This window comes from Ruegeria sp. HKCCE4148 (assembly GCF_017872495.1).
GTDB lineage: Bacteria > Pseudomonadota > Alphaproteobacteria > Rhodobacterales > Rhodobacteraceae > Ruegeria.
Genome location: NZ_JAEDOS010000003.1, coordinates 412,043 through 434,809, shown reverse-complemented (window position 1 = coordinate 434,809; position 22,767 = coordinate 412,043). Strand labels below are relative to the sequence as shown.

Here is a 22,767-nt window from a genome sequence, read left to right as displayed (position 1 = left end):
CTCGTACCGGCGGTTCGGGCGATATTTGTTACCGCATCTCCTGCGCCGGAGTAACGCCAAGAATACCCAAGCCCGCTGAAATCACAACAGAAACGGCACGGGCCAATGCGATTTTCGACTGGCTTGTGGCAACATCGCCATCCTGGATAAAGCGCAACTGGGTTTCGTCATTGCCCTTGTTCCACAGCGCGTGGAAATCCCCTGCAAGTTCATAGAGATAGAAAGCAACGCGGTGCGGTTCATTGGTGCGCGCGGCGATTTCCACCAGACGCGGCCATTCGGCCAGCTTTTTGGCAACGGTCAGTTCCGAGGCATGGTCGTTCTTGCTCAGATCAGCACCGGAGAGGGTCACGTCATCTGCGGCAATCCCGGCCTCAGCAGCACGGCGCAGAACGCTCATCACACGGGCATGGGCGTATTGCACATAGAACACGGGGTTCTCACGGCTTTGTTCCAACACCAAATCGAAATCGAAATCCAAGGGCGCATCGTTCTTGCGGGTCAGCATCACGAAACGGGTCACATCCGGCCCAACCTGATCGACCACATCGCGCAAAGTGACAAAGTTCCCGGCGCGCTTGGACATCTTGAACGGCTCGCCATTCTTCCACAGCTTCACCAACTGCGTCAGCTTGATATCCAGCGGCACCTTTCCACCAGACAGAGCCGACACCGCTGCCTTCATCCGTTTGACATAGCCGCCATGATCGGCCCCGAACACATCGATCAGCGCGTCAAAGCCACGGCTGACCTTGTCATAGTGATAGGCGATGTCGGGCGCGAAATAGGTCCAGCTGCCATCCGATTTCTTGACCGGGCGGTCCACATCATCGCCGTGCTCGGTCGATTTGAACAGGGTCTGTTCACGCGGCTCCCAATCCTCGGGCTTCTTGCCCTTCGGCGGCTCAAGCACGCCCTCATAGATCAGGCCCTTGTCGGTCAGCGATTGCAGCGCCGCTTCGATCCGACCTGTGCCATAGAGCGACTTTTCCGAGAAGAACACGTCCATCTCAACGCCCAGCGCCTTCAGGTCAGCGCGGATCAGGTCCATCATCGCATCCGTGGCGAAGTTGCGCAGATCTTCCAGCCATTCGCTTTCAGGCTTGTCGATCAGGCTGTCGCCGTATTTCTCTTTCAGCGCCTCACCGATCGGGATCAGGTAATCGCCGGGATACAGGCCTTCAGCGATCTCGGGGCTCAGGCCATTAGCTTCGCGATAGCGCTCATACGCCGAGCGCGCCAGTACATCCACCTGCGCACCGCCGTCGTTTATGTAGTATTCGCGGGTCACATCATGGCCGGAATAGGCCAGCAAGCTTGCCAAAGCATCTCCGAACACGGCCCCCCGCGTATGCCCCACATGCAGCGGACCGGTCGGGTTGGCCGAGACATACTCGACATTGACCTTTTGTCCCTGCCCCAAGGTCGAACGGCCATAGTCCGTGCCCTTCTCCAGCACCGCCGTTAGCACGCCTTGCCAGACTGCGGACGCAAGGCGCAGGTTCAGGAAGCCCGGTCCGGCAACCTCGGCGCTGGTGATCCGGTTATCCGCAGCCAGTTTGCCAGCCAGCACATCGGCAATATCGCGCGGCTTCATCTTGGCCGGTTTCGCCAGCACCATCGCCGCATTGGTCGCCATGTCGCCATGCGCTGCATCACGCGGGGGTTCGACAGCCACGTTGTCAAAGCTCAGCCCTTCCGGCAGCGCGCCTTCGGACTGCATCTGTGCCAGCGCGTCCAATACAAGGCCGCGGATCTCGGAAAACAGGTTCATTTCGGATGTCCTTTTGCTTGCCCGGCGGTTTACCACGCAGCACGGCAAGGTCAATGGACGCCTTGGAACAGTTTGAGATCACGATCCCCGACGGCCCACCGGGCAACCAGCGGGACTATGCGTTTTCTGGGCCCCTTCTTTTCGAGGTCATGATCATGGCCGGTGCGGAAGGTAAAACAGCACTTCCCATGGCGTTAGAAGAGTATCAGGCCGAAATCGCTTGGGACAGTATTGCCACCGATAAACCAACCATCACCACGCACGCTGTTGTTTCACCTTTAGGGATCGGAGGGTATGGCCCCACGATGATCGTATTCCCGCCAACAGACGACGCTGATCAATCGACGAAACAAGCGGGTCAGCAAGTCTGGGGCATCGCTTACATCGCTGTGAAGTGATCAGCCTGTCAGCCGGGCGTGATCCTGCAGAGCAAACCGATCAGTCATACCCGCAATGTAGTCCGAAACAATACGTGCCAAAGCGGTCTCATCCTTGGCAGCTTCAATGTCATTGTGCCAGCGCGCAGGCATCTGTTTCGGGTCATTCAGATAAATGGGGAACAGGTCTTCTACAATCGTTGCGACTTCGGCCCGGACCTTCATGACACTGGGCGCACGATACATCCGAGTGAACAGAAACGCCCGGATTTCACGAAGCTGCGCCCACACCCCACTTGAAAACTGTATGACGGGATAGCCAAGATGGCGGATATCCTCGACAGACTGCGCCCCCGAATTTTCAATCAACTCACGGGAGGAGTTGATTACATCAGAAACCATAACGCCAAACACCCGCCGTAGCGCTTCGTGACGCCTGCGATACAGGTCCAGCTTCGGGTACTTTGCGTCTACATCCGCATAACAAGCCCCTACAATGGGAAGATTGCGCAGGTCATCATCTTCAAAAAGCCCTGCGCGCAACCCGTCCAGAAGATCATGATTGTTGTACGCAATATCGTCAGATAGCGCCGCTACCTGTGCCTCTGCACTGGCATGGGTGTGGAGTTCAAGGTCAAAGCCCCGATTGCATTCGGCCAACGCCCAGGGCAAATCACCCACAACCGGGCCGTTATGTTTGGCGATCCCTTCCAGACATTCCCATGTCAGGTTGCAGCCGTCGAACTCAGCGTAATGACGCTCTAACCTGGTCACAATCCGAATAGCCTGTGCATTGTGGTCAAAACCACCATAAGGCTCCATCAAGGCATGCAAGGCGTCTTCACCAGTATGACCAAATGGCGTGTGGCCGAGGTCATGGGCCAGAGCCACAGCCTCGGTCAGTTCGGGGTTCAGATCCAACGCCCCGGCGATGGTTCGCGCCACCTGAGCCACTTCGATGGAATGGGTCAGACGGGTACGATAGCTGTCGCCCTCATGCTCAACAAAGACTTGCGTCTTATGTTTGAGCCGCCGAAAGGCACTGGCATGAATGATCCTGTCCCGGTCGCGCTGAAAGCATGACCGGAAACTGCTCTCGTCCTCAGGCACCAGCCGCCCTCTTGCGCGCACCGGATCCGAGGCAAAACTCGCTCTGACCAAAGGTCTAGTCCTTGTCGCCTGTCCTTGGGTTCCATATATTGTAGGACGCTAAGGAAATAAACCTTTGGAGAGCGGCATGAATCTGCCCCCAACTGTCACTGAACGCGCCTTTGAGCGTCTGGCCGAGATTGGCGCCGCAGACCAGGGACAAGCCCTGCGTGTTGCAGTGGAAGGCGGCGGTTGCTCGGGCTTTCAATACGAAATCGCGTTGGACACCCCAAGAGAGGATGACCTGATCCTTGAAGGCAAAGGCCAGAAAGTTATCGTTGATGCGATCTCGCTGCCTTTCCTTGAGAACGCAGTCATTGATTTCACACAAGAGCTGATCGGCGCGCGTTTTGTGATCGACAATCCAAACGCGACATCCTCCTGCGGATGCGGCACGTCTTTTTCGATGTGAAACCGGTGGGGGCTTTGCCCCCACACCCCCAAGGTATTTCTAGCCAGATGAAGCAGGGATCCGCTCTCTGACCAAACGATCAGAGAGCTTCACCTGGCGCGGTCATCGGCGCCTCCGCCTGTACCGCTTCAGCAGCATTGATCGAGTTGGTTAAGAATCCGTTTCTTCATCTGGCTGAAAATACCTCGGAGCGCGAGGCAGAGCCTCGCAAACCTGCCCTCCACCTTGCCGCTGGGTTCATTCTGAGCGATAGGTTGCCAATTGCTTCGGAGGATCGCGCATGAAAATCGCCACATTCAACATCAACGGCATCAAAGCGCGGGCCGAGGCCCTTCCCCGGTGGCTGGATGACGCGCAACCCGACGTCGTTCTTTTGCAGGAAATCAAATCCATCGATGAAAATTTTCCACGCGAGATGTTTGAAGAGCGTGGATACAACGTGGAAACCCATGGGCAAAAGAGCTTCAACGGCGTGGCCATCCTGTCGAAGCTGCCGTTGGAAGATGTCTCGCGCGGTCTGCCGGGGGATGACCATGATGAACAAGCACGCTGGATCGAGGCGACAGTCATCGGCAAAAAAGCTCTGCGAATCTGCGGTCTGTACCTACCAAATGGCAACCCGGTACCTGGCCCGAAATACGACTATAAGCTGGCTTGGATGGAAAGACTGTACCAGCGCGCGCGTGATCTGATGGACAGTGAAGAGCCGGCACTCATGGCGGGCGACTACAATATCATCCCGCAGGCCGAAGATGCCAAACGTCCTGAGGCATGGCGAGAGGACGCGCTGTTCCGGCCCGAAAGCCGCGCAGCATTTCGCAAAGTCATGAATCTTGGATTCACCGAGGCGTTCCGGGCCACGACCCAAGGCCCCGGACATTATTCATTCTGGGACTACCAGGCCGGTGCCTGGAACCGGAATGACGGCATTCGGATCGACCATTTCCTGTTGACCCCTCAGGCTGCCGATCTGATGCGCGATTGCCGTATCGACTTTGAAATCCGGGGACATGAAAAACCTTCAGACCACGTGCCGGTTTGGGTTGATCTAGATCTGTAAACTCTCAAACCGTCGGATCGTAGCTGTATATCCACTCGTATCGCTGCGCCAGCTTTGGACCTAGCGCCATCAAGGCGGCCTGAGCAGCCAGACGCATCGGGCCGCTCAGGTGAAAGTTACGAGCATTTGACCCTGCGGCTGCTACGACTTTGCGAGCTCGCGGTTTTCGGGCACTTTCATAAGCAGCCAAAGCCTTAACGATCCCGGACTCCAATTCGAATGCGCGGGCAAGGCACCAAGCATCCTCCAACGCCAAACAGGCCCCTTGCGCCATGAAGGGCAACGTCGGATGTGCCGCATCCCCCAGCAAGACGATGCGACCGTTTTGCCATTTCTCGGCAACCGGTCGCAGGAACAAAGCCCAAATATTGACCTGTTCGACCTGCGCCAGAATCGTGCCAACTTCCCCACCGAAATCCGCAAACCGCGCGCGCAAGTCGTCTGGATTTCCTTCCTGACGCCATCCCTCCTCGTGCCAGTCTGATCGTTCTTCGACCGCAACGATGTTCATCTGATTCTGATCGCGCAGAGGATAAGTCACCACGTGACGTCTGGGCCCCATGGTCAGCGCGGCACGCGGCGTCTGGTCAGAATGTCTCCACGGAATCGTGGCCCGCCATGCAACTTGATGGGTGAACGCGGGTGTTTCGAGGCCGTTGAGGATCGGCCGGATCACACTGCGCCCCCCATCTGCCGCAATGGCACATTCAGCCCGAAGTCTTTCGCCGCTTTCCAGAACAATCTCGGCCTCTCCGGGGTGTTTGAGCACTTCGGTGACGCGCGATTCCAGACGTAACTCCACCCCTGCACGCACGGCGGCTTTATGCAGCAAATCAAGCAGGTCAGCGCGGTGGTAGTAATAAGTTGGTCCGGCGGCGGGACTGGGTACGCGGCTGATCACCCGCCCCTTGCGGTAATCACGCAGCACCGTACCAAACGATTTCTGGGCGAACGCGGGCTTGCCTTGTGCAACGCCAAGAGCCCTCAGCACAGTCATGCCATTGGCGCTGATTTGCAGGCCAGCGCCAACTTCGGTCAGTTCGCTAGCCTGTTCGAGCACAGTGACCTGTGCGCCCCTGACTTGCAATGCAAGCGCGGCAGCCAGGCCGCCGATGCCCCCACCAATAACGCAGAAATTCAAACCGTGGATATTCATGTCCCCGCCATAACGCAAAAACGCCGGAGCCACAGGCCCCGGCGCTTGAGTTTTTTACCCAGAATCCGGCGATCAATCGTCGCGGTGGACCTTTTCGCGGCGCTCGTGGCGTTCCTGTGCCTCAAGCGTCATTGTGGCAATCGGACGCGCGTCCAGACGTTTCAGCGAAATCGGATCGCCGGTCTTTTCACAATACCCGTATTCGCCCTCTTCGATACGGCGCAGGGCCGAGTCGATCTTGGCGACCAGCTTACGCTGACGATCCCGCGTGCGCAGTTCAAGTGCACGGTCGGTTTCCTCGCTTGCGCGGTCTGCGACGTCCGGAATGTTACGGGTATTGTCCTGCAAACCTTCGATCGTGTCGCGGCTGCCTGCCAATAGTTCTGTCTTCCAATCCAGCAGCTTGCGACGAAAATACTCAAGCTGACGATCATTCATGAAAGGTTCATCTTCGGCCGGACGGTAGTCCTCCGGCAGAAAAACTTCCTGCTTCATATTTGCTCCCTCGGTATGGCCAGAAACGTCGGTCGCGGTTGTTTCACCTGACATTTGGCTCTCCCTTCTGCGCAGCGTTTAGCCGACGGGCCGTGGAATGTCACTACACAAACGTTGCATCCACAGTCGCCCGCGCGGATTTGTCTAAATATGAGACAAACATCAGGAAAACCTTGTTTTTATATGAAATTCACCAGGCTTTTTTGAGGCACGTCGCGTGATGCGCCGGTGTCGGCGACGGACGAATCAATCAAAAGCGCTTGGAGACGCAGTAAAATTCCTGTTGACCGACGCAGGGACGCGGGTTGTCAAAAACCTTGCCGCTCTGTAACCCGGAAAACACAGTTTGCCCGACCATACCGCACAACCACACGAGAGGCCCATGACAGCACGTTTTCAAGGTACAGCCGAATATGTCGCCACAGACGATCTGACCATTGCCGTGAACGCCGCCGTCACACTCGAGCGCCCTCTGTTGGTCAAAGGGGAACCCGGAACCGGCAAGACCGAACTGGCCAAACAGGTCGCCGGTGCACTGGGTCTGCGGATGATCGAGTGGAACGTGAAATCAACGACACGCGCGCAACAGGGCCTTTACGAATACGACGCGGTCAGCCGCCTGCGCGACAGCCAGCTTGGCGAAGAGCGCGTGCATGACGTGTCAAACTATATCCGCAAGGGTAAGCTGTGGCAGGCGTTTGAGGCCGATGAAAAAGTTGTTCTTCTGATCGATGAGATCGACAAGGCGGACATCGAATTTCCCAACGACCTTTTACAGGAACTCGATAAGATGGAGTTCCATGTCTACGAGACCGGCGACACGATCCGGGCCAAGAACCGGCCCATCGTCATCATCACGTCGAACAACGAAAAGGAACTGCCCGACGCATTTCTGCGCCGGTGTTTCTTTCACTACATCCGCTTCCCTGATGAGACCACAATGCGCCGCATTGTCGAAGTGCACCACCCCGGTATCAAGGACGCGCTTTTGACCACCGCATTGACCCAGTTTTATGAAATCCGCGAGACACAGGGTTTGAAGAAAAAGCCTTCGACCTCCGAGGTTCTGGACTGGCTGAAACTGCTGCTGGCCGAAGACCTGACCGCCGACGACCTCAAGCGCGATGGGGCCAATGCCCTGCCGAAGCTGCATGGCGCATTGCTTAAAAATGAACAGGATGTGCATTTGTTCGAACGGCTGGCCTTCATGGCGCGCGGCAAACGGTAGCTTAAACCTGAACAAATTGGTGATCTTGGCTTGCGTTGCTTCACCCCGGGTGTCAGCATCGCAGGAGTGACCGGATCAACCTCACAGAATTGGACAGATCGCTTGGCGAACACACTGAAAATCCGCCCCCTTCGCGCCGAAGACAAGGATCAGTGGGCTGACATGTGGCGGGACTATCTGGCGTTTTATGAAACCGCCCTGCCCGCAGAAATCTACGAGACGACGTTTTCAAGACTGTTGGGCGGTGATCCGCAGGATTTTTCCTGTTTTGTCGCCGAGCAGGATGGCACTCTGGTCGGGCTGACGCATTACCTGTTTCACCGTCATGCCTGGAAGATCGAAAAGGTCTGCTACCTGCAAGACCTTTTTGCCCGACCCGAAGCCCGTGGCACAGGCGTGGGCCGAGTACTGATCCAGGCGGTTTACGACGAAGCCGACCGGGAAGGTGCGCCGTCGGTTTATTGGCTGACGCAGGAGTTCAACCAAACCGCGCGGCAACTTTATGACCGCATCGGAACGGTCACACCGTTCATCAAGTATTCCCGCTCATGATGCGTTGGTCCGCTCTTGTTGTAGCGTTGTTTGCGGCGGGTTGCACATCGGTTGAACCTATTCAAACCGTTCCGGTATCCGACGAGATCCGCTCGGTTGAGGCGGCACTGCCACCCACCAAATCCTTCGGCGCTCCCCGTCCCTGGCCACCCGCCCGATCCAACAAGAACATCGCCGAGGATTTTGTGTCGCTGCACTTCGCGCTGGAAAGCGGCGCTGCCCTGCCGGTGTTTACCCGGTTTGAAACACCGGTCACAGTACGGCTGACCGGGGCGCCGACCGCCAGTATGCAGCAGGATCTGACGCGCCTGCTGAACCGTTTGAAACGTGAAGCCGGGATCAATATTCGGCAGATCCAAGACGGTCAGGCCAATATCACGATCGAGGCGGTCAGTCAGGAAGACATCCTGCGGATTCTGCCCAACGCCGCGTGTTTCGTGGTACCGAATGCCTCAAGCCTGGACGAATACCGCCGTGACCGCCGCAAGGCCAAAAGCAGTTGGACCGAGCTGCGCCGACGCGAAAGGCTAGGGATATTCATTCCGTATGATGTCAGCCCTCAGGAAATACGTGATTGCCTTCATGAGGAGTTGGCGCAGGCGCTGGGTCCTCTGAATGACCTCTATCATTTGCCGGATTCGGTGTTCAACGATGACAATATTCACACCGTTCTAACCGGGTTTGACATGCTGATACTGCGCGCCACCTATGCGCCAGAGCTGCGTACAGGCATGAGCCAGGAACAGGTGAAATCCGTGATCCCCGACGTGCTGAGCCGCCTGAACCCGCGTGGCGACCGGCTGGCTGTTCAACCCGCTACCGAGACACCCCGTGAATGGGTAGACGCCATTCAAAAATCGCTGGGTCCCGGGCCGGGATCACCGCGGCAAATGCGCGCCGCCAGGAAGGCGGCCCGCATTGGTCAGCAATTGGGATGGACGGATCACCGTCGCGCTTATCCCCACTATCTGCTTGGCCGGATGGAACAGTTCCGCAACCCAAACGAAGCGCTTAGACAGTTTCAGATTGCCCAGCAATTTCTGAAGGCGACGCCTGGCACCGAGGTTCATCAAGCCTATGTGACCACTCAAACTGCCGCATTTGCGCTGGCTCAGGATCAGGGACCACGTGTTTTGCCCGAGCTTAACAATGCCATCAACGTGATGACCAGGGCCGAGAATGCCTCGATTCTGGCCACATTGCTGCTGTTGAAGTCTGAAGCCTTGAGACAGGCCGGACAGCTTCAGCAGGCCCGTTCGGTCAGGCTGGACAGCATTGGTTGGGCGCGATACGGGTTTGGTTCGCAACTGGTGGCCCAGTCTTTGGTTGAAAGCGCAGGCCAGCGGAGCTCGGGCAGCAGGACAGACGGGTGAATCACAAATGGTGGTAGTTTTGGGAATGGCGATCCTAGGGGCGATCCTGGGCGCTTTGACCGCAAAAAAACGCAATGGAAACGGGGCTGACATGGCGCAGTATGCTGCTGGCTACGGGATCGCATTTGCGCTTCTTGGGCTGGTAATCTCGTTGATTCTGGTGCGCATGGTGGCGTGACGCGATGTTTTTGCCCTTTTTCGAAAACCTCCGCAAAGCAGGCATCCCGGTCTCACTTCGGGAGTATCTGACCTTTCTGGAGGGTATGAAGAAGGGCTTGGCCACCTATGATGTTGAAGCGTTCTACTATCTCGCCCGCGTGTCGATGGTGAAGGATGAGCGCAACATCGACAAATTCGACCGTGCTTTTGCAGCCAGTTTCGAAGGACTGAACGAAATCAGTTTCGATCAGGTTCTGGAAGCTGTCGATATCCCCGCCGATTGGCTGGCCAAGATGGCTGAAAAGCACCTGTCGGACGAAGAAAAGGCCGAAATCGAAGCGCTTGGCGGGTTCGACAAGCTGATGGAAACCCTGCGCGAGCGTCTGAAGGAACAACAAGGCCGCCATCAGGGGGGCAACAAGTGGATTGGCACAGCCGGAACATCTCCGTTTGGTGCGTATGGATATAACCCCGAAGGCGTCCGCATCGGTCAAAAGGAAAGCCGCCATCAGCGCGCCGTCAAAGTCTGGGACAAGCGGGAATTCAAGAATTTAGACGACACAGTTGAACTGGGCACCCGCAACATCAAGGTCGCCTTGAAGCGTTTGCGCCGCTGGGCCCGTGAAGGGGCGGCTGAAGAGCTGGATCTGGACGGCACCATCCGCGCCACGGCTGAACATGGCTATCTCGACGTCAAGACCCGCCCCGAGCGTCACAACGCGGTCAAGGTGCTGTTGTTTCTGGACGTGGGCGGATCAATGGACCCGCATATTAAGGTAGTCGAGGAACTGTTTTCCGCCGCCCGTACTGAATTCAAGCATCTGGAATACTACTACTTCCACAACTGCCTTTATGAAGGTGTTTGGCGCGACAACCGCCGTCGCTGGGATCAACAGACCCCCACCCACGAAGTTCTGCGCACTTATGGTGGCGACTATAAGTGTATCTTTGTTGGCGACGCCTCGATGAGCCCGTACGAAATCGCCTATCCCGGCGGTGCCAATGAACATTGGAACCAGGAAGCCGGGCAAGTCTGGCTACAACGCGCGCGGGACCAATGGACATCCAACCTCTGGATCAATCCGGTGCCCGAGAAGTATTGGGAATACACCCATTCAATCGGCATGATCCAAGAGATCTTCGAAGATCGCATGGTGCCCATGACACTTGCCGGACTGGAACAGGGCATGCGGGAACTGACGCGGTAGGTCGTTCCCCGAAAATGAAAGAAAAAACGCGTGCCACTGATTATTGCACTGCAATAGGCTGCTGGAATTTAAGGTTTTATCACCTTGAGACACAGTCTAAGGTGCATCTGGAAAAGTGGCATTCCCGCCCGGGTTTCGGGGCACACGCTCATCCACGCAAGACTTGAGGTTCGCACATGGCAACAGAATTCGCTGAAGACGGTGGCTCGGTCTGTTATCGCGGCGTCAGAATTCACAAAAAGCCCGGTTTGTTCACCCGCAGAATTCTGAGATCCATGAGGCTGGGACGTTACGAAACAGCCGAGTTGCGCCATGCCGAACGGTGCATCGAACAAGGCGAGCGGGTTCTGGATATCGGAGCCGGGGTCGGTTTTTTGTCCACAAAGATCGCCCAGATCGAGGGTGTCGACAAAGTTGTTTCGGTCGAAGCAAACCCGGCCCTGATCGACGTGATACAAGCAACCTTTGAAGAAAACGATGTGTCCGACAAAGCCGAATGTCTTCATGGCATCCTTGGGCAAACAAATGATGGCAACACTGTCGATTTCTATATCCGCAAGATTTTCTGGGCCTCATCCCTGAGTGGCGAGGAAAGAGCCTATACCGAAAAAGTCGATGTGCCGATTTTGGACTTCAATGACATTGTCGCAAAGTTTGCCCCAACACTGATCATATGTGACATTGAAGGTGGTGAGGCAGACCTGTTCCAACAGTGCGACCTGCGTTCTGTGTCCCGCCTTGTCATCGAGGTCCATCCGGGGATTTATGGCCAAAAAGGTCTGGCCCGGGTGTTTCAAGCGGTGATGGATCAAGGGTTTGTTTTGGATATCCGGGCCCCTCGCGCCGGTGATGTTCTGACGTTTATGAATATCAACCACATTTCTGAATGAAACGGCACGAGGCGCAGCTCAGCCCTGTCCTGATCCTTCTATTGACTGCAGTAAAGTTTGTATTGCCCTGACGCCGTTGCGGCCCCATATCTAAGCCATGTTGCGTTTCACCCCGATCCTGCTGGCCATTGCCTATGGTCTTGTGATGTACCGGATTTCCGTCTGGCGTACCCATCGGGAACTGGATGCGAAATCGACGGAACTGGCTGACCCTGCATTGAAACGTATGACGGACCGTCTGGCGGCCGCTTTGGGTATCGATCGGGTGCCCGTTTTTATCTACGAGATCGACCCGGTGAACGGTCTTGCAGCCCCAGACGGTCGGATTTTCATTACGCGTGGGTTTTATCGGAAGTTCCGCAATGGCGAGGTCTCGGCCGAGGAAATGGCCAGCGTTATCGCACATGAGCTGGGGCATGTCGCCTTGGGACATGCGCGGCGGCGGATGATTGATTTTTCCGGTCAGAACGCAATGCGGACGGCGTTGATATTGGTACTGAACCGGTTCATCCCGTTCATCGGCGCGATGATTGCCAATGCTTTGACCGCCCTTTTGGCCTCACGTCTGTCACGTGGGGATGAATATGAGGCAGATGAGTATGCTGCTGCTTTGCTGACCAAGGCCGGTATCGGAATTGGACCGCAAAAATCGCTGTTTCACAAGCTGGAGGACCTGACGCAGCAGCGCGCCGGGGTCGTTCCTGCGTGGTTGATGAGCCATCCCAAGACGGATGAGCGGATTGCAGCCCTTGAAAAACTTGAACAGCGTTGGGCGCGTGGCTGAGGGCGCGCAGCGAGAGGCCAGCCTCTCGCGCTCTCCGAGGTATTTTTAGCCAGATGAAGCAGGATCGCTTTTACGTGGTAAGGGCTTTACCCAAACGTGGAAGGCGGGCTTTTTTCATCAATGTGCGCAAGGTCCATTGATCACCTGAAAGACGGTTAGCCTCGGCAAGGACTTGAGCCGCGAGTGCGTTCATCCCGATTGCGTCTGCTTGCCAGAAACCGTGAAGCAGGCTGTCTGGGTCACGGCGCTCAAGGCCTTCTTCGGCCAGGATATTCTTGGGAAAATCCTTGGCGTTCACCGTCACGATTACATCGGCGGAAGCCGCAACTGCAGTCGCCAGCACGTGGATATCTGCGGCATCCGGCAGCCAAAGGCGGTTTTGCAACCCTTCGTTCGGCGCGCGCTCGGCATCCGGCCAATTGGCTTGTGTCAGTGAGATTTCGGCACGGGCTTGTGCCTCACCCGTTGGGCCAAGTTTGCGGGCGGCGCGGGCCCATTCCTCGAGGATGCGTGCAGACCAGATCGGGGTGAAATGACCCAGACGCGCAGCCCCCAACAGCATCTCGCGCATCACCGTGGGGTAGATCACGCAGGTGTCGAGAACGGCTTTCATAAGCGATAGAACACTGCTTTGAGATAGCCGCTTTCCGCCAGTTGCGGCAATTGCGGGTGATCCGGGCCCGCAAACCCGGTGTGGATCAGTTGTGCCTGCCGTCCGGCCCGACCAATCCCGCGGGATGAGGCATCGCGGAACCGCCCCAGATCCGCAGCGTGCGAACATGAGCACAGCCCCAGATAACCGCCGGGTTTGACCAGAGGTGCGGCCAGTCGAGCGATCCGCTCATAGGCGCGCAACCCTGCATCCAGCGCTTGTTTCGACGGTGCGAAAGCAGGCGGGTCGCAGACTACGACGTCAAACTGCGCGCCCTCTTCCCCCAATTGGGCCAACACGTCGAACGCGTCGCCCTGCCGGGTTTGGAACTTGTCAGCAAGGCCCGAAGCCTCAGCGCCCTTTGCCGCCAACTCCAGTGCGGCGGCAGAGCCATCCACAGACAGCGCCTGCCCTGCACCGCCTGCCAGCATGGCGAGACCAAAACCGCCCACATGGCTGAAGACGTCCAACACGTGCGCTCCCGAATGTACCAGCCGCGCGGCAAAGGCATGATTGGGACGCTGGTCATAGAACAGGCCGGTTTTCTGCCCGCCGGTCAAATCGGCCATATAAGTCGCGCCATTCATCGGCACCGGCAGCGGTGCATCGGGTGTGGTGCCGCGCAGGGTTTGGTTGACGTCGTCCAGCCCCTCCAGCCCACGTGTGCGGCCTGAGGCGTTTTTAAGCACCGTGATCACGCCAGTCACCTTGACCAAAGCATCGGTCAGCAGGTCCAGGTGTGCCTCGGCCCAGGCCGAGTTCGGCTGGATAACGCAGGCGTCACCGAAGCGGTCGATGATCACGCCGGGAAAGCCATCCGCCTCGGCATGGAGCAGGCGGTAGTACGGGGCGTCAAACAGGCGTTCGCGCATCTCGAGGGCGCGCCGCAGGCGGGTTTCGAACCAAGCGGCATCAAGCTGCGCGTCAATATCACGGTCCAGCACCCGGCACATGATCTTGGACTCGGGGTTGACCGCCACCAGCGCGATGGGCGCGCGTTTTTCATCCTCAAGCACGGCCAAAGCGCCCGCCGGGATCTTGCGCGTGCGGCGGTCGGTGACGATGTCATTGGCATAGACCCAGGGGAAGCCATGGCGCAAGCCGCGCGCATTGGCTTTGGGTTTCAGGCGGATACGGGGGCGGTCGGCAGATTGGGTCATGGCGCTCTCATAGTCAGGAACGCGCCGGTCGAAAACCCCTAGCGGTTACGAGACCGCCATCCGCCTCGACGTTTGGGGGTCTGAGCCGCCTGAAGACCCTCGCTCAGGACATGTGTCATGGGATGATCGGGGTTTTGGTCCATGTAGCCTGCGTGCAATTCCGCCAGCGCTGTATTCTGATCGCGATCGGCAGGCAGGCTGAGCGCCCAGTCCAGAAAGATGCTGCGGCATTCGGGCAAGGTAATGCCCTCAATGCGGTAAGCTTCGCGGATCAGACCCTTATGGTCGTTGGGATCAGTGCTGCGCGTCATCTTCGCCCTCGTTGATCACGCCTCCGATCAGATCGGCTGCGGTCGTGTAACTTTCCTGCAATGCTGCCTGTAGGGCCTCGACATGTTCGAACCCGGTCGCGCGGCACAAAAACGCCGCGCCGCCCTCGCCTATTTTGTCGGCCTCGATGACCTTGCCCGACAGCAGTCGGGCGGCACATTGCACAGACCAGCATAAATCATAGCAGTCTTTCAGCGATTGCGCCTGCGCGACATCCAGCAATCCGGCTGCGACGGCCCCATCCAGACCCGATGATACATCGCGCTGCGCCGAGCCTGCCAGCAAAGCGCCGGTTTCGGCCATCAGTTCGATGTCCATCAGACGCCCCGGTCCGTTCTTGGCATCCCAGATGCCCGCAGGTGCCTTGGCGGCAGCAAGGCGCGCGCGCATTTCGGCGACTTCGCGAAGCACATTACTCTGTTCCCTTGGCCGCGACAGGAATTCGGCCCGGAAGGATTCAATGTCTTCGGCCAGCCCTGCGTCTCCAGCGACGACATGCGCGCGGGTCAGGGCCAAATGCTCCCAAACCCAGGCTTCGTTTTGCTGATAGTTGGTAAAGCTGGCCCAGCTTGTTGCCACCGGCCCCTGGTTACCTGAAGGGCGCAACCGCATATCGACCTCATACAAGCGCCCTTGTGACATGGGTGCCGAAAGTGCAGTGATCAGCGCCTGAGTACAGCGCGCGTAATAGGTGCGCGTGGCCAATGGGCGCGGACCGTCTGACATCTCTTCGTCCTGCGGATCATAGATCACGATCATGTCCAGATCGGACTGCGAATTAATACGCCCCGCGCCAAGCGAACCCATACCCAAAATGGCGGCTCCACGACCGGGCGCGGGACCATGTTTGCGGGCAAAGTTCTCGGTGACATAGGGAAGTACGGCTGCAATCACCGACTGAGCAAGCTCTGCATATTGCTGACCGGCCTGCGCCCCGTGAATAAGGCCGCGCAGATGATGCACCCCAATGCGAAAATGCCATTCCTTGCACCAGCGCCGCGCCAGATCGAGTTGGGTTTCATAATCCGTTTCTTCCGAAAGGGCTTGTGCCAGTTCGGCCTGCAGCGCCTCTTGCCCCGGCCAATCGGTAAAGAAACTGCCCCCGATCACCGCGTCAAATACAGACGCATTGCGTGACAGGTGCGAAGCCAGCGCATGAGATGTGCCAACAATATCGACCAAAAGATCGATCAGATGCGGGTTTGCTTCGAACAAGGAAAACAGCTGCACCCCGGCGGGAAGACCGGCCAGAAACCCGTCTAAAGCCATAAGCGCCTCGTCCGGTTTGGCTGTCTTAGAGAGGCGCGAAAGCAATTCGGGCCGCAGGCGTTCGAAAATCCGCGCGCCCCGCTGGCTTCGCAGCGCCGGGTATGTCGTCCAGCGCGCCAGTATATTCTTGTCAAACTCGACGTTCTGCACCGGCGTAGAGGCCGGTGATTGACCCGGCGCAAAGAACCCCTCGGTCAGCTCATGCACTTCGGTCAGGCGGCACATGAGGTCTTGTGTCAGCTCTGCATTGCTGATCCCCATAAGACAGGCAACGCGTTCGATCCCATCGGGTGAATTTGGTACCTTGTGGGTCTGCGCGTCGTGGATCATCTGAATACGATGCTCGACCTCTCGATGCGCCCGGTAATGATCGGTCAGTTTCTCGGCCACGTCCTCTGGCACCCAGCCTTTTGACGCCAGCGCCGACAGCCCCGGAACAGTTCCCCGCACGCGCAGGTCCGCATCACGCCCACCAGCGATCAGTTGGCGGGTCTGGGTGAAAAACTCAATCTCTCTGATGCCGCCCTGCCCCAGCTTCATGTCGTGGCCCGGGATGGACAAAGACCCACCAGTTCCTTTGTTTTCGCGGATACGCAGACGCATATCATGGGCGTCCTGAATGGCCGCAAAGTCCAGATGGCGGCGCCAGACAAAGGGGCGCAGGCTGTCCAGGAACCTTTGACCCGCCCCCAAATCCCCGGAACAGGGCCGCGCCTTGATATAGGCGGCCCGTTCCCAGGTACGGCCAAGGCTTTCATAATATCGTTCAGCCGCCTCCATCGCCATGCAAACCGGGGTCACGGCGGGATCTGGGCGCAGCCTCAGATCGGTCCGAAACACATACCCGTCTGCTGTCTTGTCACTGAGCGTCGCGCAGAAATTCCGCGTTGCCCGGACCATGCCCTGACGGGCCTCGTAGAAATCGTCGGAGTCAAAACGCGTCTCGTCAAACAGAACAATCAGATCAATGTCCGAGCTGTAATTCAGCTCATGCGCGCCCATCTTGCCCATCGCAAGAATGACCAGCCCAGCTGCGTTTTCGACATCATCTTCAGTCATTCCGGGCAGTTTCTTGCGCCGGATCAACGCAGCGATCTCGGCCTTGGCCGCAATATCCGCGGCCAAGGCTCCGAAATCCGTCAGGGCCGCCGTGACCTTTTCCAGCGGCCACGCACCTGCAATATCAGCCAAGGCGGTAAGCAGCGCCAAACGTCGCTTGGCCTGACGCAAGCCGGGTTTCAACTGATCGGGCGGCAGATCACGCGCGGCATCCATGACGTTCGCCAGCGCCTGATCCGGATGTGACAAGGCCCCAGGCAACCAGCCTTTCTCACGCTCGATCAGACCTTTCAGATAAGGGCTGGACCCGGCAGTGCCCGCCACGAGCTCACCCATTTCCTGCGACAAATCTGGCATCAGGGCCCGCGCTTCATCCCCCAGAGACGGATCAAAAGCACGTGGAAGTCGGGTAATGGCAAGTGCGTCAGTCATGCGCGCACCCTGCGCATCGCCATGCGCCATCGTCAATGGGGTATTCTGATCAGATATCCTGAACGGGTGTATCCTGACTGAAACTGTTAACCCAAACGTCGTTGCGCCTTTCCCAGAGCGAGGAAATCAGCATTACGTCGCCTCCGGTTGCACCCGGTCTCTGGTAATCGGCCCGATAGGACAACAACACAATGTCAGGTGTCAGCACACGCAACCGCGCATCACTGAGATCAAACTCTGCCATCGTCGGCGCATCCGCAAACTGACCGACGTGATCGTCTCGGTTGGCAAACCCGGTTGGGTAAACTCCCAGAAAATCCGCACTCAGCAAAGCGCGGTCTGCGCTTGCATTTCCTTCAACCAGCGCGGTCCAGACCTGCTTTTCCAGGTCAAGAATGTCATTCAGCGAAGGAGCCGTTTTGTTTTCAGTCATATTCATGGCCGCACCCTGCCGTCAGAGACATTCACCATCAACTGTATAGTGGAATGTAAATCTTTTTCACATTACCCCTTGTATCACCCGAAGGCGCCCCCATCTAGACAATGTGAAAACAGTTTACATCAACCCTGGAGAGCTTTCATGACTGCACTGTCCGACCCCGCCGTCCCCGCCAATCCGGGATGGCTTTACCGAATTGAGGCCTGGCTGGATGACAAAGGCAAAGGGGCCTGGATCGCCGCCATGGTCCTTGGTTTCATCTTCTTCTGGCCTGTTGGCCTTGCCCTTCTGGCCTACATGATCTGGAGCAAACGCATGTTCAGCAAGTCCTGCAGCCGCCGCAAATCCTGGCACAGCCACATGAGCGCAATGAAGCCTTCGGGTAACAGCGCTTTTGACGCCTACAAGGCTGACACTCTGGCCCGCCTGGAGCGCGAACAGCAGGATTTTGAAGCTTTCCTGCGCCGTCTTCGCGAAGCCAAAGACAAGGCTGAATTCGACCAGTTCATGGACGAACGCGCCCGCGAAAACCACGAAGAAAACGGCACAGGCGCACCTGCCTGATAGCCCTTGCCCTGCCCCGGTTATTCGGGTCAGGGTGCACCAACCCTATCTTTCGGACGTGACGAATGAACCACCTGCCCAACCCGGATACTCAACCAGAATTCTACAGCTCGGTTGCGACCAAGCGCTTTGTCGCGTGGCTGTTCGATATCGCCTTCATCTCGCTGCTGTGCATCGTGCCCGTCTTCCTGACCTTCGGTGCGGGGCTGTTTTTCCTTCCGCTGATTTACGCTGTGATCAGCTTTGCGTATCGGGTCATCACCATCTCGAACGGCTCAGCTACGCTGGGTATGCGCTTCATGGGCATCGAACTGCGTGACGCATTCGGCGAGCGGATGGATATGGGCAAAGCCATCGCCCATACTGCCGGTTATTTCGTCAGTATGGCGTTTTTCGTGGTCCAGATCATTTCGATCATCATGATGCTGACCAGCGCCCGTGGTCAGGGTCTGACCGACAGTTTCCTGGGGACTGTGATGATCAATCAAAGGGCGTGAAAACCAGTTGTGTGAATCACTTGGCGGTCTCGGAAACGGTTGCTATCATCCGTCCCGAGGCCAGATGGGAACTTCATGCGACACACGCTGCCAATAGCGCCACAGTTTTATGTTACCGCTCCGCAACCATGCCCTTATCTCGACGGCAGGATGGAGCGTAAACTGTTCACAGCCCTTCAAGGTGAAGGCGCGGAACAGTTGAACAATTCCCTGTCTCAACAGGGGTTTCGTCGGTCGCAGAATGTGCTCTATCGCCCGTCGTGCACCGATTGCGCGGCCTGTCTGTCCGCTCGGATCGATGTGTCGGCCTTTCGCGCCACCAAAAGCCAGAAACGCGCAGCCAAGCGCAACGGCTACCTGGAACGCCGCGCAACGTCACCCTGGGCCACAGACGAACAATACGAGTTGTTCCGCCGTTATCTTGACACACGGCACGCCGACGGGGGCATGGCCGACATGGATGTGTTCGAGTTTGCCGCCATGATTGAAGAAACCCCGATCCGCAGCCGCGTTGTGGAGTATGCCGACCCGGAAACCGGCAACCTCATCGCCGTTAGCCTGACCGATGTGCTCGATGACGGGCTGAGTATGGTCTATTCCTTCTACGATCCCAACCAACCCCAGAACTCTCTGGGCACTTACATGATCCTGGATCATATTGAGATCGCGCGAGAAGCCGGGCTTCCCTATATCTATTTAGGCTACTGGGTCCCCGGCAGTCCCAAAATGGGTTACAAGGCCAAGTTCACAGGGCTTGAAGCCTATATTCAGGGGCAATGGCGAAAGATCAAAGACCCAGGTGCCTATTCCGATGCATCGCATCACCCGTTGTCATCTGCGCCCATAGCCGAACAAGTAGCGAATATTCAGCTACCTGACCGCCACCCTACCAAAAGCTGACCAAATAATGAAGCAGTCCCTGCATGCGGTTGCCCTTGTGGTGCCCGACTATGATACCGCGATCTCATTCTACACCAAAACGCTCAAGTTCCAGCTCCTGCAAGACCTCGCGCTCGGCGACGGCAAACGCTGGGTACTGGTCGCCCCGCCCGGATCGACAGGCAGCGCCCTTCTTCTGGCAAAAGCCGACGGCCCCGACCAAAAAGCCGCTATTGGCAACCAAACCGGCGGTCGTGTGGGTTTCTTCCTGCAAACCGATGATTTCGACCGCGATCATGCTGACATGCTGGCGCAAGGTGTCACATTCGAAGAGGCCCCACGTTCCGAACCCTATGGCCAGGTTGCCGTCTGGCGCGATCCCTTCGACAATCGGTGGGACCTGATCCAGTTCAGCTGATCCGCAGCTTCATCTGGCCCCTTCTCCGGTACAAACAAGAAAAGGGGGCCATTAGGCCCCCTTTGCATTTTGGTAACCGGGATCAATTCGGGATCAGGTCCGGGACGATCGTGACGATCGAGGGGAAGAACCACAAGATCGCAATGCCGACCACCTGGATCAACACAAACGGTATGATCCCGCGATAGATATGACCCGTCGTGACCTCTTTTGGCGCGACCCCCCTCAGGTAGAACAACGCAAAGCCAAAGGGCGGCGTCAGGAACGAGGTCTGCAGGTTCACAGCCACCATGATCGTCACCCATTTCGGATCGAAAGATCCACCATAAATCACCGGCCCCACAATGGGGATCACGATGTAGATGATCTCGAGGAAATCCAGTACAAAACCCAGAATGAACAGCACCAGCATCACGATCAGGAAGACCGTGAACTCGTTGTCAAAGCTCTTCAGGAACTGCTGGATATAGTGCTCACCTCCAAACGAGATCACCACAAGGTTCAGTAACTGTGATCCGATCAGAATGGTGAAGACCATCGAGGTTACTTTGGCTGTCTCGCGAACAACAGGCGTCAGAACACCGCTCGAAAACAGCACCCAACAGCCGTAAATCAAGCCGAACAGGGCAAAAAGGTAAGCGCCGTAAGCGACGATAAACGCAACCCAAGTTTCAAATGAAACACTGCCCTGCGAAATGCGCAGATCAAAGTTAACCCCCATCAGCAAGGCAATGATCACGGCAAAGGTTGCCCAGATGATCACCTTGCCCGACCGGCCCTGATCCTGAAGTTTGCGATACGCCGCCAGCATGATCGCACCACCCGCGCCCAGCGCAGCCGCCGGTGTCGGGTTGGTCACGCCCCCCAAGATCGACCCCAGCACCGCGATGATCAGAACCAACGGAGGAAACACAACGCGGATCAGATCGTTGGTGGCGCATCGTGCGGCAGCTTCCTTGCAGCCATAGATGGCGAGTGCAAATGGCAAAGCCAGCAGAAGGAAAGTGGCCCCCGAAGAGGTTGTCGGCGAAATCAAAAGGATATCGACCAAAGCCATCAGCAGCAGGCCAATTGCCCCCAGGATCAATGGCTGCGGTGAACGCGAGGGCGCAATCCCGCGGCCCAGAACCAGTGTCAGCCCCAAAAGAACAATGGTCACTGCCACGCCCGTTCCAATCGGGGCCGCTGCGGCGATCTTCTCTTGCTGTGCGGCCGCCAGTTCCTCTTCACTCAGGCGTTGAGCATCCGCAACACCTCCTGCGGCATCGATTGCTTCCTGCTCGACAACAGCCTGATCCCAGGCTGACTGACCGTGCAGCTCGATCATCGAGGCTTTGCATTCTTCTGACACGTTCGTGCGCAGCGAGGCACTCTGTCCAACGTCCGAGAAGGCTGAGACCGCAATGTTCTGACTTCCAATCACGCCGACATTGCCCAGAAGAACTGCCCCGACAATCAGAGCAACCGGAGCGCCCAGCAGCCAGGTCAGTCCCTCGGACCGGGTGATTGTCTCGCCTGACCCGCCTGAAATTTCCACCGCCGGTGCTTTGTGCGGGTTCAGTAACGCATAGCCAAAGGCATAAAGCGCATAGAGCAAGGCCAGCATGATCCCCGGCAACAAGGCCGCTTGGAAGAGCGTCCCAACCGAAACAACAGCGGGCTCGCCCAGGAAGGTCAAAGCATCGGTACAACCTGCCTCAATGGCGCGCGTTTCCTGTGCTGTCGAATACAGATCCCCAGCCAGAGTGCCCAGCAGAACGATCACAATCGACGGCGGGATGATCTGCCCCAAGGTACCCGATGCAGCGATGACACCGGTTGCCAGTTCGGGAGCATAGTTGTTTCGCAGCATGGTCGGCAGTGCCAACAGGCCCATGGTCACAACCGTCGCGCCCACAATCCCGGTCGACGCGGCAAGGAAAGCACCCACAACCACGATCGATACGGCCAGACCGCCCGGCAGCGGGCCAAAGACACGCGCCATCGTGGTCAGCAGGTCGTTGGCAATCTTTGAGCGTTCCAGCGTAATACCCATTAGAACGAACATCAGCACGGCCAACAGCGTCTCGATGGACTGACCCGCCAGAACGCGTTCGTTCATTCGGTTCACGATGAAGGAGACGTTGCGATCCAGCGCCGTTTCCCAGCCTTGCACAAAGACCGGTTCGGCGATCCTTGGCAAATCGGGGTATCGGAACACGGATATCGTGTCGGGTTTCACCCCCGAGTTCACGATATCCCGATAGGCTTGCGAGCCCGTGTCTATCGCCTGGTGGATCAACAGACCCGCACTGTCGAGCGCAGCGATGATCCCGAAAGAAATGACCCCGGCCCCACCGATGGCAAAAGCCACCGGAAACCCGGAAAGAATGCCTCCGAAGAGGCAGAAGAATACGATAATGAGGCCTATCTCGACGCCATCAAGTCCGAATAGCATTGTCTGGTTCTCCG

Annotated in this window: 24 protein-coding genes; 14 read left to right on the top strand and 10 right to left on the bottom strand. The window is 57.4% G+C overall.

Annotation, left to right across the window (positions count from 1 at the left end):
* Window positions 1-28: 28 nt before the first annotated feature.
* Window positions 29-1,774 (bottom strand): arginine--tRNA ligase, encoded by a 1,746-nt coding sequence (argS, locus tag I9187_RS11920; protein WP_171179780.1) that lies wholly within the window; start codon window positions 1,772-1,774, stop codon window positions 29-31.
* 53 nt (window positions 1,775-1,827) lie between these two features.
* Here argS and I9187_RS11915 point away from each other — a divergent pair, with 53 nt between their 5' ends.
* Window positions 1,828-2,172, top strand: coding sequence for a hypothetical protein (locus tag I9187_RS11915; protein WP_171179779.1), 345 nt, complete (start codon window positions 1,828-1,830; stop codon window positions 2,170-2,172).
* Here I9187_RS11915 and I9187_RS11910 read toward each other — a convergent pair whose 3' ends face one another.
* Window positions 2,173-3,312, bottom strand: a complete 1,140-nt coding sequence (locus I9187_RS11910) for a deoxyguanosinetriphosphate triphosphohydrolase (protein ID WP_171179777.1) — start codon at window positions 3,310-3,312, stop codon at window positions 2,173-2,175.
* Between the two features lie 76 nt (window positions 3,313-3,388).
* Between I9187_RS11910 and I9187_RS11905 the strand changes: the two genes are divergently transcribed.
* Both I9187_RS11905 and xth read left to right on the top strand, forming a co-directional pair.
* The gene (locus I9187_RS11905; protein WP_171179775.1) at window positions 3,389-3,712 is read left to right on the top strand and encodes an iron-sulfur cluster assembly accessory protein; all 324 of its coding nucleotides are present in this window, start codon (window positions 3,389-3,391) and stop codon (window positions 3,710-3,712) included.
* 280 nt (window positions 3,713-3,992) lie between these two features.
* Window positions 3,993-4,772 carry an exodeoxyribonuclease III gene (gene xth / locus I9187_RS11900; protein ID WP_171179773.1) on the top strand — a complete coding sequence of 260 codons (780 nt, stop codon included), beginning with the start codon at window positions 3,993-3,995 and terminating at the stop codon, window positions 4,770-4,772.
* A 4-nt stretch (window positions 4,773-4,776) separates the two neighbouring features.
* Here xth and I9187_RS11895 read toward each other — a convergent pair whose 3' ends face one another.
* The gene (locus I9187_RS11895) at window positions 4,777-5,928 is read right to left on the bottom strand and encodes an FAD-dependent monooxygenase (protein ID WP_171180059.1); all 1,152 of its coding nucleotides are present in this window, start codon (window positions 5,926-5,928) and stop codon (window positions 4,777-4,779) included.
* A gap of 72 nt (window positions 5,929-6,000) precedes the next feature.
* Window positions 6,001-6,423 carry an RNA polymerase-binding protein DksA gene (gene dksA / locus I9187_RS11890; protein WP_050602554.1) on the bottom strand — a complete coding sequence of 141 codons (423 nt, stop codon included), beginning with the start codon at window positions 6,421-6,423 and terminating at the stop codon, window positions 6,001-6,003.
* A gap of 382 nt (window positions 6,424-6,805) precedes the next feature.
* Here dksA and I9187_RS11885 point away from each other — a divergent pair, with 382 nt between their 5' ends.
* From I9187_RS11885 to I9187_RS11855, 7 genes are all read left to right on the top strand, one after another.
* Window positions 6,806-7,651 carry a MoxR family ATPase gene (locus I9187_RS11885; protein WP_171179770.1) on the top strand — a complete coding sequence of 282 codons (846 nt, stop codon included), beginning with the start codon at window positions 6,806-6,808 and terminating at the stop codon, window positions 7,649-7,651.
* Window positions 7,652-7,753: 102 nt separating this feature from the next.
* On the top strand, window positions 7,754-8,203 hold the full coding sequence (locus I9187_RS11880; RefSeq protein ID WP_348540093.1) for a GNAT family N-acetyltransferase: 450 nt from the start codon (window positions 7,754-7,756) through the stop codon (window positions 8,201-8,203).
* Window positions 8,200-9,576 (top strand): DUF2927 domain-containing protein, encoded by a 1,377-nt coding sequence (locus tag I9187_RS11875; RefSeq protein ID WP_171179768.1) that lies wholly within the window; start codon window positions 8,200-8,202, stop codon window positions 9,574-9,576. The genes I9187_RS11880 and I9187_RS11875 overlap by 4 nt, the downstream gene beginning before the upstream one ends.
* Before the next feature lie 7 nt (window positions 9,577-9,583).
* Window positions 9,584-9,754: a hypothetical protein gene (locus I9187_RS11870; RefSeq protein WP_171179766.1), complete on the top strand. Its 171-nt coding sequence runs from the start codon at window positions 9,584-9,586 to the stop codon at window positions 9,752-9,754.
* A 4-nt stretch (window positions 9,755-9,758) separates the two neighbouring features.
* Window positions 9,759-10,943, top strand: coding sequence for a VWA domain-containing protein (locus tag I9187_RS11865; protein ID WP_171179764.1), 1,185 nt, complete (start codon window positions 9,759-9,761; stop codon window positions 10,941-10,943).
* A gap of 176 nt (window positions 10,944-11,119) precedes the next feature.
* Window positions 11,120-11,833, top strand: coding sequence for an FkbM family methyltransferase (locus I9187_RS11860; RefSeq protein WP_209509299.1), 714 nt, complete (start codon window positions 11,120-11,122; stop codon window positions 11,831-11,833).
* 97 nt (window positions 11,834-11,930) lie between these two features.
* Window positions 11,931-12,617, top strand: coding sequence for a M48 family metallopeptidase (locus I9187_RS11855; protein WP_171179760.1), 687 nt, complete (start codon window positions 11,931-11,933; stop codon window positions 12,615-12,617).
* Between the two features lie 70 nt (window positions 12,618-12,687).
* Here I9187_RS11855 and I9187_RS11850 read toward each other — a convergent pair whose 3' ends face one another.
* From I9187_RS11850 to I9187_RS11830, 5 genes are read right to left on the bottom strand one after another with little or no spacing between them, the layout of a single operon-like run.
* Window positions 12,688-13,230, bottom strand: coding sequence for a PIN domain-containing protein (locus tag I9187_RS11850; RefSeq protein WP_171179758.1), 543 nt, complete (start codon window positions 13,228-13,230; stop codon window positions 12,688-12,690).
* Entirely contained in the window at window positions 13,227-14,429 is a 1,203-nt protein-coding gene (locus I9187_RS11845) for a class I SAM-dependent rRNA methyltransferase (RefSeq protein WP_171618816.1), read from the bottom strand. The genes I9187_RS11850 and I9187_RS11845 overlap by 4 nt, the downstream gene beginning before the upstream one ends.
* A gap of 38 nt (window positions 14,430-14,467) precedes the next feature.
* On the bottom strand, window positions 14,468-14,740 hold the full coding sequence (locus I9187_RS11840; protein ID WP_171179754.1) for a hypothetical protein: 273 nt from the start codon (window positions 14,738-14,740) through the stop codon (window positions 14,468-14,470).
* Entirely contained in the window at window positions 14,724-17,519 is a 2,796-nt protein-coding gene (locus tag I9187_RS11835) for a glutamine-synthetase adenylyltransferase (protein WP_171179752.1), read from the bottom strand. The genes I9187_RS11840 and I9187_RS11835 overlap by 17 nt, the downstream gene beginning before the upstream one ends.
* Window positions 17,520-17,568: 49 nt before the next feature.
* Window positions 17,569-17,958, bottom strand: coding sequence for a nuclear transport factor 2 family protein (locus I9187_RS11830; protein WP_171179750.1), 390 nt, complete (start codon window positions 17,956-17,958; stop codon window positions 17,569-17,571).
* 141 nt (window positions 17,959-18,099) lie between these two features.
* On the opposite strand from I9187_RS11830, the gene I9187_RS11825 reads away from it, so the two are divergent.
* The 4 genes from I9187_RS11825 (at window position 18,100) to I9187_RS11810 (ending at window position 20,316) form a co-directional block, all read left to right on the top strand.
* A complete protein-coding gene (locus I9187_RS11825; RefSeq protein ID WP_171179748.1) occupies window positions 18,100-18,522 on the top strand; it encodes a DUF2852 domain-containing protein in 423 nt (140 codons plus the stop codon).
* Window positions 18,523-18,587: 65 nt separating this feature from the next.
* The gene (locus tag I9187_RS11820) at window positions 18,588-19,019 is read left to right on the top strand and encodes an RDD family protein (RefSeq protein WP_171179746.1); all 432 of its coding nucleotides are present in this window, start codon (window positions 18,588-18,590) and stop codon (window positions 19,017-19,019) included.
* A 75-nt stretch (window positions 19,020-19,094) separates the two neighbouring features.
* On the top strand, window positions 19,095-19,919 hold the full coding sequence (locus tag I9187_RS11815; RefSeq protein WP_171179745.1) for an arginyltransferase: 825 nt from the start codon (window positions 19,095-19,097) through the stop codon (window positions 19,917-19,919).
* A 7-nt stretch (window positions 19,920-19,926) separates the two neighbouring features.
* Entirely contained in the window at window positions 19,927-20,316 is a 390-nt protein-coding gene (locus tag I9187_RS11810; protein WP_171179743.1) for a VOC family protein, read from the top strand.
* Between the two features lie 82 nt (window positions 20,317-20,398).
* Here the strand turns inward: I9187_RS11810 and I9187_RS11805 are convergent, their stop codons facing one another.
* Window positions 20,399-22,753 (bottom strand): TRAP transporter large permease subunit, encoded by a 2,355-nt coding sequence (locus tag I9187_RS11805; RefSeq protein ID WP_171179741.1) that lies wholly within the window; start codon window positions 22,751-22,753, stop codon window positions 20,399-20,401.
* Between the last annotated feature and the right edge of the window lie 14 nt (window positions 22,754-22,767).